This is a genomic window from Photobacterium sp. BZF1 (assembly GCF_014349205.1).
GTDB lineage: Bacteria > Pseudomonadota > Gammaproteobacteria > Enterobacterales > Vibrionaceae > Photobacterium.
The window spans coordinates 23,841-35,944 of sequence record NZ_JACSOF010000027.1 but is presented as its reverse complement, the minus strand read 5'-3'; the positions used below and the strand labels follow the sequence as shown (position 1 = coordinate 35,944).

Annotated in this window: 12 protein-coding genes; 6 read left to right on the top strand and 6 right to left on the bottom strand. The window is 52.0% G+C overall.

Annotated elements, in window-relative coordinates; genetic code table 11:
* Positions 1-20 precede the first annotated feature (20 nt).
* The 5 genes from BIZ37_RS08105 to pspA form a co-directional block, all read right to left on the bottom strand.
* On the bottom strand, positions 21-1,061 hold the full coding sequence (locus BIZ37_RS08105; RefSeq protein WP_187461085.1) for a YcjF family protein: 1,041 nt from the start codon (positions 1,059-1,061) through the stop codon (positions 21-23).
* Positions 1,058-2,455 (bottom strand): YcjX family protein, encoded by a 1,398-nt coding sequence (locus BIZ37_RS08100; protein ID WP_187461084.1) that lies wholly within the window; start codon positions 2,453-2,455, stop codon positions 1,058-1,060. Before BIZ37_RS08100 ends, BIZ37_RS08105 begins: the two co-directional genes overlap by 4 nt.
* 196 nt (positions 2,456-2,651) lie before the next feature.
* Positions 2,652-3,038, bottom strand: coding sequence for an envelope stress response membrane protein PspC (gene pspC, locus BIZ37_RS08095; protein ID WP_107301380.1), 387 nt, complete (start codon positions 3,036-3,038; stop codon positions 2,652-2,654).
* Positions 3,035-3,265: an envelope stress response membrane protein PspB gene (pspB, locus tag BIZ37_RS08090; RefSeq protein ID WP_107301381.1), complete on the bottom strand. Its 231-nt coding sequence runs from the start codon at positions 3,263-3,265 to the stop codon at positions 3,035-3,037. Before pspB ends, pspC begins: the two co-directional genes overlap by 4 nt.
* Before the next feature lie 90 nt (positions 3,266-3,355).
* Positions 3,356-4,021, bottom strand: coding sequence for a phage shock protein PspA (gene pspA / locus BIZ37_RS08085; RefSeq protein ID WP_107301382.1), 666 nt, complete (start codon positions 4,019-4,021; stop codon positions 3,356-3,358).
* Positions 4,022-4,270: 249 nt separating this feature from the next.
* Between pspA and pspF the strand changes: the two genes are divergently transcribed.
* The 6 genes from pspF to BIZ37_RS08055 all read left to right on the top strand — a co-directional run bounded on the left by pspF (position 4,271) and on the right by BIZ37_RS08055 (position 10,766).
* Positions 4,271-5,296, top strand: a complete 1,026-nt coding sequence (pspF, locus tag BIZ37_RS08080) for a phage shock protein operon transcriptional activator (protein WP_187461083.1) — start codon at positions 4,271-4,273, stop codon at positions 5,294-5,296.
* 181 nt (positions 5,297-5,477) lie between these two features.
* Entirely contained in the window at positions 5,478-7,106 is a 1,629-nt protein-coding gene (sapA, locus tag BIZ37_RS08075) for an ABC transporter substrate-binding protein SapA (protein WP_187461082.1), read from the top strand.
* Position 7,107: 1 nt separating this feature from the next.
* Positions 7,108-8,070, top strand: a complete 963-nt coding sequence (locus tag BIZ37_RS08070; protein ID WP_107299218.1) for an ABC transporter permease subunit — start codon at positions 7,108-7,110, stop codon at positions 8,068-8,070.
* Positions 8,057-8,944: a putrescine export ABC transporter permease SapC gene (sapC, locus tag BIZ37_RS08065; RefSeq protein WP_107299217.1), complete on the top strand. Its 888-nt coding sequence runs from the start codon at positions 8,057-8,059 to the stop codon at positions 8,942-8,944. Before BIZ37_RS08070 ends, sapC begins: the two co-directional genes overlap by 14 nt.
* Entirely contained in the window at positions 8,944-9,945 is a 1,002-nt protein-coding gene (locus tag BIZ37_RS08060) for an oligopeptide/dipeptide ABC transporter ATP-binding protein (RefSeq protein WP_107299216.1), read from the top strand. The genes sapC and BIZ37_RS08060 overlap by 1 nt, the downstream gene beginning before the upstream one ends.
* Complete coding sequence (locus BIZ37_RS08055; protein WP_187461081.1) at positions 9,942-10,766, top strand: ATP-binding cassette domain-containing protein; 825 nt, start codon at positions 9,942-9,944, stop codon at positions 10,764-10,766. The genes BIZ37_RS08060 and BIZ37_RS08055 overlap by 4 nt, the downstream gene beginning before the upstream one ends.
* A 61-nt stretch (positions 10,767-10,827) precedes the next feature.
* Here the strand turns inward: BIZ37_RS08055 and BIZ37_RS08050 are convergent, their stop codons facing one another.
* The gene (locus BIZ37_RS08050; protein WP_187461080.1) at positions 10,828-12,093 is read right to left on the bottom strand and encodes an MgtC/SapB family protein; all 1,266 of its coding nucleotides are present in this window, start codon (positions 12,091-12,093) and stop codon (positions 10,828-10,830) included.
* Positions 12,094-12,104 lie beyond the last annotated feature (11 nt).

Below are 12,104 nucleotides of genomic sequence, written 5' to 3'. Positions count from 1 at the left end.
TTATTTTTCTGGGTCGTCACCTAGTCTTGACGGTCTTTGTGGGTCAGGCGCGTAAGCAGATCCTTGCGGATTTCGCTCAGCTTAGGTTGCTGCTCCGGCTGCCATGGCAAAGGCCGCATTAGGCTAATTGCTTTAAGCCCCAAGCGCCCCGTCAGCAAACCAACCCCGACACCTTGTGCGACCCGGGTGGACACCCTACCCGCCAAATCCATCGACAGCATGTCCATCCCCCCGTCGGCAATGACTTCAGTAGCGCCCGCCACAGCCATGTTAGCCAATACCAGTTTAACCAACTTGATCCGCGACCAATAGCCTAACTCAACGCCATAGACCTTGGAAATCTGGTCAATCAAGCGGAAATTGCGCCAAGCCACCAGCAGCATATCCGCCAAGGCCAACGGGCTAACCGCGACCATCACAGCAGCTTCGCTGGCATATTTCGCCACCAGTTTACGCGCTAGCTTATCTTGCTGGCCCAGCACCATACGATCATAGAGTTGCATCACTTCACGGTCATTGTGGGTCGCGGCCAGGGAGTTTAGCCATTTATCATAGCCGGCATGCTCCTCCACTGCCTTGCCCTGTTTAGCTAGCTTGGTACAAAATGCCTTGGCTTGACCAATACCATCAGCCTCAAGCAATGCCTGGGCCTGTTCACGCTCACTCTGGCGCTGCTTTAAACGGCGCAGGCTTAGAAGCTCACGGCCCAAAGCAGTAATACCTGCTCCGGCAATACCCGCGACAATCACACTCCAGCCAAGGGCTAGCCAGTCCCCGCCCTGATACGCCGTCACAACATAATCCACCGTTTGCCAACCGACCATCGCAGCACCGGCAACCAGCAACCCTTTAAGCCAACCGGAGCGGCGCTTGGGTTTGCTTCTCAGCGCCCTGTCGAGCTCAGCTTCGACATCGGCTTGGTCGATATCTGTGGTTTCTGGCAAGAACGTCTTCTCCTGCTCGGCAAACTGGAGCTGGGAGGTCAACTCCACCTCGGCGGCTGCCGGCTCAGGCTTGACTGGCTCATCAAAGACAATTTTACTTTTCAACGGCTCACTCATTGCAGTTTGTCCCCTAACAGGTACTCCATCGCCTTATCCATCCGGATATGCGGCAATGGCTCGTCGCTTTGCATTTCAAGCGGACGGAAATTAATAAAATCAAATCCGGACTGCTGCCAAAACGCATCGTTTGGCAATCGGCGAGGGACTTCGCCGGGGAACAAGGTTTTCGCCTCCTCGTCGATTTGATGCCCCCTCAGCGCAGGGACCTGGCGACCGTGGTAATCCACAAAGCCCGGCTCAGTTGCCTGTATCGATGACAGGCTGACACAATCCATCTTGATCCCTTCAAATGACGCTGTCTGCCATGCTTCATTCACCAACTGCTGAAGCAGGCTGACCAGATTAGGATGCTGCTCCGGCGTCACGTGATCGGCTTTGGTCGCCGCGAATAGCACCTTGTCTATCCGTGGAGAGAACAAGCGTTTTAGCATCGAACTGCGGCCGTAACGGAAACTTTGCATTAACTGATCCAGAGCCTGGCGCATATCATTGAAGGACTCCGGCCCAGCATTAAGTGGCTGTAGGCAGTCAACCAAGATGATCTGACGGTCAAACTTGGAGAAATGCTCTTTGTAAAACGCCTTCACCACATGCTGCTGGTAATAGCGGTAGCGGCTCTTTAGCATACCCAAGTTGGTTTCATCACTGGCATCATTCCACTGCTGCTCAGTAATTTTCTCCAGCCAAACCATAGGGAAGAACTGCAATACCGGCGCCCCGGCCAACTCGCCCGGTAAGACAAAGCGCCCAGGCTGCACCCAATGCAAGCCGCCTTCAGCTTTACACTTGTACAAGTACTCGGTAAATCGTGCTGAGATTTGCTCAATCAAGGTTTCATCGGCTGGCGCTAGAGGGTCAAACTCCTCGGCCATAGCCAACCATCCCGTTGCCAACTCGGCACGCTTGCCTTTCAATATCTGGGCTTGCTGGCGTGACCATGTCATGAAATCCAGCTCCAGCAGCGGCAGATCCAACAACCACTCACCAGGGTAGTCGACAATATCGAGGTACAAGGTAGCGGTGTCCTGCAACAGTTTCATCGGCCCCCGCTGGGGCTTATATCGCAGGGCCAAACGGGTCTGGCTGACATCCCGGGTTGGCTCGGGCCAACTTGGAGGGGCCGAAAGCAACGCCCCCATCCCCTCTTCGTAGCCAAATTTCGGCACATGCATATCAATCTGCGGCACCCGTTTGGCGCCCAATAACTGCCCGTCACGAACAGCAGTGAAGAGTGGCAACCTCGGATTGGTGCTCACATGCATAAGTTGATTGACCAGTGATGTAATAAAAGCGGTCTTACCCGCCCGGGACAAGCCCGTCACCGCCAAGCGTACGTGGCGGTCCAAACTCCGGTTCACCAGTTTGTTCAACTCATTGCTAAATCGATTCATAAACTTTCCTGAAAAAATTCACTCACAGCGCGAAACGGCTCATAGCCAAACTATACGCCGGGCGTTATTAACCCTTGATGAACCATTACGTTCACCTATCACCCGATACCAATTCTTTGTGTATATGGAGAGGAAAATGTTCCATGGCGAAAAAAGAAAAAGCAGGCGGCTGCCTGCTTTTGTGCGTACCTGCCCACTAGAGGTTACGGAATTCGCGATCCACCTTGAAGGCCGAGGAAGTCACATAGGACTCCATATCACGCAGTTCCTGTTCCATCTTGTCGAGCTCAACTTCGACATTGTGCAGGATTTGCCCCGCAGGCTTTCCTGCTTGCCAAGGCTTCTGCTTGACATGATGTTCGCGGAAGATGGTCTGTTGCTGACTCCGCTCTTCCGGCATTTTCTCCAAGATGAAACACGCAGCGATATAGGCCACAGTGACAAAAAAACCAACTCCGAGTAAAAACGCTGACACAGTGAGGATCCTCACCAACCAGATTTCCATACCAAAGTATTCGGCAACACCGGCACAAACGCCACCTAACTTACCGTTTTTCGGGTCGCGGTAGAGGGTTTTACTCATGATTTGCGCCTCCATTGCGGCACTTCCGCATCTAGAATTCGTTCTAGGGTCACAATCCGCTCTTGCATCTGCTCTGCGCGAGCCACCAGCGCCTGCAGTTTCTGCTGATCATCACCAGACAGCCCTTCACTAGCATGCTTCTTGCTTCGGTAGTGAAGGATCAACCACAGCGGGGCAACAAAGATCATGAATACGACTAACGGCCAAACAATAAACCCCATAGACATTATTTCTCTCCTTTAATTCGCGCAGATTCAATTCATTAGATTGTCACAATAGCCACAACCATCATAACAACCAATTTCTGTTAAGGTGAATTACTCTTTGTCCTTGAGGTTGGCTTTCATGCGCTCAAGCTCTTTTTCGATTTCATCTTGTGCCTGTAGATCAGCAAATTCATCATGCAGGTTCTTACCACGCCCAATGCTGTAGCTATCGGCTTCTGCTTCCATCTCATCAATACGGCGCTCGTATTGCTCGAATTTCGACAGTGCTTCGTCTACCTTGCCGGTATCCAACTGGCGGCGTACATCACGGCGGGTATCAGCAGCCTTGTGGCGCATTACCAACGCCTGCTGGCGGGCACGGGTTTCCTGAAGCTTACGCTCTAGCTCAGCCACTTCAGCCGCCAGCTTTTCGATGGTTTCTTCCACCAGCTTGTATTCTTCGTGCAAAGTCAGCGCAACATCGTTCAGCTTCTGCTTTTCAATCAAGGCTGCACGGGCAAGATCCTCGCGACCTTTCTGGATAGCCAAACTGGCTTTTTCCTGCCAATCACGGCTTTGTGATTCAATCGCCTGAATACGGCGCTGCAACTCTTTCTTGTCAGCCAAAGCACGCGCTGAAGAAGTACGAACTTCAACCAGTGTATCTTCCATTTCCTGGATGATAAGGCGGATCATTTTCTGAGGATCTTCCGCCTTATCTAGCAATGAATTGACGTTGGCATTAACGATATCGGCAAAACGTGAAAAAATACCCATAATTGTATCTCCTAAGTTGTTCGGGAAGCTCGGGGCTCGGCAAAAACATTTTCAGAGAGCTTTACGGCTTCAAGCTCTTCATGCTTTTACCTAGGGCCCTCTCTTCCAAGGGCCAATAGCCGCTTTCCTTGCTCTTTTCAACTCCCGTGCCAACTTTTTGCCTGTTTAAAATCATGCATTTAGCTTTGCGCCTTTTGTAACCGCCTGCTAAGGTGTAACTAATTACGCCAACTATTAGCGAGATTAACCATGCGTAAAACAGATAATCTGATTGGCGAGTCAGAGGCTTTTCTCACGGTACTGGACCAAACATCCCGCCTCGCCCCACTGGATCGCCCTATCTTGATCATCGGCGAACGGGGAACCGGTAAAGAGCTCATCGCCCAACGTCTGCATTACCTGTCCCGCCGCTGGGACCAACCTCTGATCTCGCTTAACTGTGCCGCCCTGAGCGAGGGCGTGATTGATTCCGAATTGTTCGGCCATGAAGCAGGGTCTTTTACCGGTGCTAAAGGCCGCCACCAAGGGCGCTTCGAGCGGGCCGAAAGCGGCACTTTATTTCTTGATGAACTGGCTACCGCGCCGATGGGCGTTCAGGAAAAATTGCTGAGGGTGATTGAATACGGCGAATACGAACGGGTTGGTGGTAGCAATACCTGCCTGGCCAATGTCCGCCTGATTTGTGCCACCAACGAAAACCTGCCGCAACTCGCTGCTGACGGTAAATTCCGCTCTGATTTACTCGATCGGTTGGCCTTTGACATTATCCACCTTCCCCCTCTTAGAGAGCGCCAAGAAGATATTTTGCCTCTGGCCGAATATTACGCGGTAAAAATGTGCCGTGAGCTCAACTTCAGTTTCTTTGCCGGATTTAGCCAGCACGCTCAGCAACAACTGCAAAACTACCCGTGGCCGGGCAATATCCGCGAGCTTAAAAATGTCGTTGAACGCTCAGTGTTCCGCCATAGCCTCGAAGACGAACCCGTCGACACCATCACCTTCGACCCGTTCAAGCCGCCTTGGGCACAAGACAAAGAGCAAGACAGCAGTGCAGTTAGTCCACAGGAAAGTGACCAACCAAAGACAGCAAGCGATACAGACTGGGCATTCCCCCTCGACTTTCGCCAATGGCAGCAAGATCAGGAGGTTGACATACTGCAACAGGCGCTTGAACAGGCCCAGTTTAATCAACGCAAAGCCGCTGAATTACTCTGCTTGAGCTACCATCAACTGAGGGGGCTTCTAAGAAAATACCAGCTAGTGGGCAGTGAATAAGCCCAATTCATACGCTGATGCCTATCTGTTTGTGTAATACCTAGCAGGGATAGAAGCACATTTTGCGCATTTTCTGGCCATAAAGAACCTAGAAATAACAGGTATTTTAGTGAGGTGGCTTGGTGACAGAGTGGGTTAATGGTAAATTTATAATCTTGTTTCCAAAAAATGTCCTTATCCTATGAGCGCCTATACTCGTCTTTTGCTTGTGTGCGTCAGCCTTGCCGGCCTGATTGGCTGTAGTGATGACCCGCAGCAGGATAGCGATATTCGCAGCCGCGGCTTCGTCTATTGCGGACAAGATAAGCCAACAACCTTTAACCCACAGTTAATCGATGGTGGATTGACGGCTGATACCTTGGCTGCGCAACTTTTCGACCGCCTTTTGCTGCTTGATCCTGTTAGCCACCAACCTCTGCCGTCCCTGGCCAGTGGATGGTCCATCAGTGATGACGGTTTGGCCTACACCTTTACCTTGCGTGAAGGTATCGAGTTTCAAACTACCGATTGGTTTACACCTACGCGCCCGTTCAATGCTCAGGATGTGGTGTTTAGCTTTAAGCGAGTCATTAAGTCTGACCACCCGTTCCATGCGGTGTCTGGTGGTCGCTACCCGTGGTTTGACAGCCAAGGGTTTGCCAACCTAATTGAAGATATCGAGGTCGTTGACCCTCTCACGGTAAAGTTTACCCTGAGCCGGCCTGACAATGCCTTTTTATCCAACCTGGCTACCACTTACGCGGTGATCCACTCGCAGGAATATGCCGAGCAGACCCTGCGTGCCGGTAAGCCAGATCAACTGGATTCTCTCCCAGTCGGTACCGGGCCGTTTTACCTCGATAACTACCAAGCCAATGATTTTGTCCGCCTCAACCGCCATGAAGGCTACTGGCTAGGCGCGGCACCGATGGAGCAAGTGGTGTTTGATATCGCCAGCCGCGGTACCGGAACACTGGCAAAATTGCTAAGCCATGAGTGTGATGTATTGTCAGCGCCGGTTGCCAGTCAGTTGCCTATCATCAGTGCCGACGAAGACTTTAACCTCAATGCCCAAACCGGCATGAACGTGGCTTTCCTGGCATTGGACAACAACCAGCCGGAGCTCAGCGATATTCGGGTACGCAAGGCGATAAACCACGCCATTAACCGTGAAAACCTACTCAATTCGGTTTATTACGGTACTGGCACCAAGGCGCGCAGCATACTGCCACCGATGTCCTGGGCCTATAACCACGGCAGTCAGGCGCTGGACTATGACCCGGTCAAAGCCCGTACTTTGCTCAAGGAAGCAGGCTTTGAAAAGAACCTTAGCTTGACCTTGTGGGTGCCGCTTGAGCCTCGCCCGTATAACCCTAGCCCGAGGAAAACCGCTGAGTTGATCCAGGCCGACCTCAATGCGGTCGGCGTCAAAGTCGACATTATCACCCAGGATACGGTTAACCGATTCAGTGCCATCGACAAGTTCAACAGCGATTTGATTCTGACCGGTTGGGTGGCTGATAATGGCGATCCCGACAACTTCCTGCGCCCGCTGCTATCTTGTGATGCCAAGCAAGCCGGATTGAACGTGGCGAACTGGTGCAACCTTAGCTTCGACAACCTGCTGGAGTTGGCCTCCCGAACCCCGAAATTGAACCAACGACTCAATTACTACCACCTTGCCCAGGATATCTTGGACACTGAGGTACCGATTGTCCCGCTGGCCCATGGCGTCCATTTCCAGGTCCATCACCGCTCCCTTGAGGGGCTACAGATGAGCCCGTTTGGCACCCGCTCCTTCTCGACAGTCTTCCGCCGGAGCGAGATCTAATATGTTTATCTATACCATCCGTAGGCTAAACCTTTTCCTCATTACCCTGCTGATCTTAACCCTGATCGGCTATAGTCTTTTACGCCTCGATAGTACCTCACTATGGAGCACTCAACCGTTTTTCTCTGGTTGGGCTGTTTACCTCGATAACCTGCTGTCTGGTCATTTGGGGCTTAACCAGCAGGGCGAGCCTATTGTCAACGAAGTCATGGCCGTCTTCCCTGCCACCCTTGAACTCAGCTTCTTTGCGTTTGTACTATCACTGTTGATCGGTATCCCTGTCGGTACCCTTGCCGGAGTAAAACGCGGTAAATACATTGATACCGCCATCTCATCGATTACCTTGGTTGGTTACTCGATCCCACTGTTCTGGCTAGCAACGCTGCTTATCCTGCTGTTCTCTCTGAAACTGGGCTGGTTACCCGTCTCTGGCCGCTACAGTCTGCTGTATGAGATTGACCACATCACCGGAGTTGCCCTTATCGATGTAATGCTGTCTGACAAGCCATACCGTGCCGAAGCCCTCATGGACACAATCAGGCACCTCGTGCTGCCGACCGTCGTATTGGCAATGGCACCGACCACCGAGGTAATACGCCTAACCCGCGCATCGGTATCGGATGTCATGGAGCAGAACTTTATCAAGGTGGCACAAACCAAAGGCTTGTCGATGTTTGAAATCATCACCCGGCATGTGCTGAGAAACGCCATTCCGCCTATTATCCCGAAACTGGGTATGCAGTTTTCAACCATGATGACCTTCGCCATGCTGACTGAGTCCATCTTCAACTGGCCGGGGATCGGGCGCTGGTTGCTCGATGCGATCTCAACCCAGGACTATGTCGCTATCCAGGCCGGTGTCATCACCGTCGGTAGCTTTATCCTGATTGCCAACATCCTGTCTGATTTGACCGGCGCTTTTGTCAATCCACTGGTTCGCAAGGAATGGTATGCTATCAAATAACATTTACCAGGAGACCAAGATCCCGACCCAGATCGAGCGAGCTTGGCAAAATTTCAGAAACAACTCCCTGGCTATGTTTGGTCTATGGTGTTTGGTTCTGCTTACCTTAATCACGCTACTTGCCCCTTGGCTGACACCGTATGATGCTTTCACCCAAGTGGGTGAACTGCTGATGCCACCGTCGTGGGATACCGCGGGCAAAGTGGAATATTTCTTCGGTACCGATGACCTTGGCCGCGACATGCTCAGCCGTTTGCTGCTTGGCTCGCGCCTGACCTTCGGCTATGCCGTATTAGTTGCACTCGCCTCGGCGGCGATTGGTATTCTGATAGGTGTATTAGCGGGTATGACCCGAGGGTTGAAATCCAGTTTCCTCAACCATGTGTTGGATACTGTGCTCTCTATCCCTTCATTGCTGCTGGCTATCATTGTCGTTGCCTACATGGGCCCAGGTGAAACCAATATCTTGCTTGCCATTTGGTTAGCGTTGATCCCACGATTTATCCGTGCGGTCTATACTGCCGTGCACAATGAAGTTGAGAAAGATTACATTATGGCCGCCCGCCTTGATGGCGCCAACGACTTCTACTTGCTGTACAACTCGATTTTACCCAATATCCTGACCGTGCTGACCAATGAGTTTACCCGGGCAATTTCTATTGCGATCCTTGATATTGCAGCGCTTGGTTTCCTTGGGCTCGGTGCACAAGCACCCATGCCAGAGTGGGGAGCCATGCTGGGTGACTCTATTGAGCTAATTTACCTAGCACCTTGGACAGTGACTTTACCGGGGCTCGCCATTACGTTTAGCGTATTGGTTGTAAACTTAGTAGGAGAAGGACTCCGCCAGGCCATTAATGCGGGGATTGACTGATGCCACTGTTAGATATACGTAACCTGACCATTGAAATCGATACGCCCCAAGGGATGGTGAAAGCGGTTGACCGCATGAGCCTGACGATTAACGAAGGCGAGATCCGTGGTCTGGTGGGTGAATCCGGTTCAGGTAAAAGCTTGGTCGCCAAAGCCATTGCCGGCGTAACCAAGAGTAACTGGCGTGTAAGTGCCGATCGCCTCCGGTTAGGAGATATTGATCTGCTGACCCTGTCACCGCGTGAACGCCGGCGCGTGGTAGGACGCGAGATCGCGATGATTTTCCAAGAGCCTTCATCCTGTCTTGACCCGTCTGAAAAAGTCGGTGAGCAGTTGGAAGAAGCCATTCCGTCATCATCATTCGATGGTTACTTCTGGCAACGCTTCCATTGGCGCCAGAAACAAGCCATCGCCCTTTTGCACAAAGTCGGTATCAAAGATCACCGCCGTGTGATGCGCAGTTACCCTTACGAGCTAACCGATGGCGAGTGCCAGAAGGTCATGATCGCCATGGCCATTGCCAACCGCCCTCGCCTACTGATCGCCGATGAACCGACCAATGACCTTGATCCAATCACCCAAGCACAGATTTTCCGCTTACTGAGCCGGATGAATCAGCTTGGCAACACCACAATACTGCTAGTCAGCCACGATTTGACGACAGTGACCCAATGGGCAGATAGGATCACTGTCATGTATTGCGGCCAATCTGTTGAATCGGCAAACCGTCAGCAACTTCTGGAGTCCCCCCATCACCCGTATACCGAAGCGCTATTGCGGGCAATGCCGGACTTCAACCTCGATAAGCTTGCCCACAAGAGTAAGCTGGAAACCTTGCCGGGCTCTATTCCGCCGCTACAGCATTTGCCAATTGGCTGCCGTCTCGGGCCACGCTGCCCACACGCCCAGCGAAAGTGCGTTGAAGTACCGAAGCGCAGAAAGATCAAGAATCACAAGTTCAGCTGCCACTTCCCGCTGAACATGGAGAGTAATACCAAATGAGTGCGTTACTTGAAGTCGAGAACCTGAAAAAAGACTACCACTACCGCTCAGGGCTATTCCGCCGCCGGACGATTGAAGCCGTAAAACCGGTTTCATTTAGTTTGGAAGCTGGCGAGACCATTGCTTTCATGGGTGAAAATGGCTCAGGTAAATCAACCTTGGCACGTATGCTTGCTGGCGTGGTAGAACCAACCGAAGGCATTATTCGGGTAAATGGCGAGCCGCTGGCGCACCGAGATTTTCAAACCCGCTGCAAACTGATCAGGATGATCTTCCAAGATCCCAACACATCACTGAACCCTCGGATCCAAATTGGCAAGATCCTTGAAGGGCCGCTAAAGCGAAATACAAACATGACGCCGCAAGCCCGTGAACGCCGGATCATGGAAACCCTCAAGCGAGTCGGTTTGCTGCCTGAGCACGCGTATTTCTACCCGCAGATGCTGGCTACTGGCCAGAAGCAGCGTGTGTCGCTCGCACGGGCACTGATCCTCCAACCCTGTATCATCGTTGCCGACGAAGCGCTGAACGGGCTAGATATGTCTATGCGCTCGCAAATCCTCAACCTACTACTCGAGCTACAGGAAGAGATGGGCCTATCGTACATTTACGTGTCACAGCATATGGGGGTGATTAAACACTTCTCAGATAAGGTCATTGTGATGCAACATGGCGAAATTGTTGAACAAGGCAAAACCGATGAGGTCTTTGGTAGTCCACAACATGCTTTGACCCAAAAGCTTCTCGACAGCCACTTTTCAGCCCCTTCCCATGACAGGAGCAACCGCCTTAGCCGGGCAACGCCAAAAATTGAGTGCTGAACTCACCATTCCCATACTGAAGACGGGCCTAATGGCCCGTTTTTATCATCGCAAAACGCACTTAAACCACAATCACAGCTAGCCCACCAAGCATTACTGCGCCGAGAACTGGCAAGGCAACATATTTGCGCATGCCTGCCTCACCAATGAACCATACCATCCCCATTTTAACCAGGCTGTTTACTGCAGCAGCGATAAAAATCCCCATCGCCGCAAGGACTAACATCTCGCCACCGGCACTTTGCCTGCCTAACGCCAAGGTAATTGCATCGACATCGGTGATCCCCGAGATCGCAGCCAATGCCAGGGTTCCGGTATCACCAAACCACTCCTGAAGGCCATTGGCCAGCAGGATAATCAGCATTAAGATCAGCCCGAACCCTAGGGCGGAGGTCAGGGCCAACGGGTTTTGCTTCATTTCCGGATTTGTCTGGCCCAACTGCTTGTTACGCTGCCATATGAACCATGCTGGAATATAAAACCCTAGCATCATCAGCAGCATAGGTAGCCACAGAGACTCAATCAGTTGCCGGTTGACCACTGAGCAGACAAAGAGGATACGGGGGAACATCGTACCGCAGCTAAGCAGGATGCCGCTTGCCAGCAGCCCATTGAGCTGGGGTTGCTGCTTCGATAGGTGGGAGAATTGCAAAGTCAGGGCTGTTGATGAACTTAAGCCAGCAAATAAGCATGTCAGCAGAATTCCCTTTTGTGCCCCACCGATCTTCATCGCGAAATAGCCAACAAAAGAGATACCAGCAATCAACACCACCATCCACCAAATCTCATAAGGATTTATGGCTCCCCAAGGCCCCATAGGTTCATTGGGCAAGAGTGGCAGCAGGACGACAGAAATCAGCAGCAGGCGCAGCGCGGCATCGAGTTCATATTCCTGTAATCGTTGCAGGGCATTGTGCAACTCTTGCTTATTGTCGAGGATAATAGCGGTGATCACTGCGGCAGAGATTGCCAAGGTGGGCTCGCCGACAATCGCCAACGCGCCGAGGAGGAAGGTAATTAAGGTGCCAACCAAGCCTGTAATACTGAGGTTAGTATGCCACTTTAAGCGCAGCGCATACGCCACAGTCAACACGACCGTCAAAGCCACAAAAGACAAGCCGAGAAAAAGCTCGGAAAAGTGGTCAGCCAACAGGCCGCAAACACCCCCGAGCAAGCCCACCAACGAATACGTTCTGATACCGGCAATACGGCTGCCAGCGGCCTCATTACGCTCAACCCAACCACGCTGGATGCCTATAATAGCCCCGAGCAGCAAGGCGATACCCAGCCGGATATAAGGGGAAGCAAACGCAAGTTCAGCGTCCATTCTAGTGACCT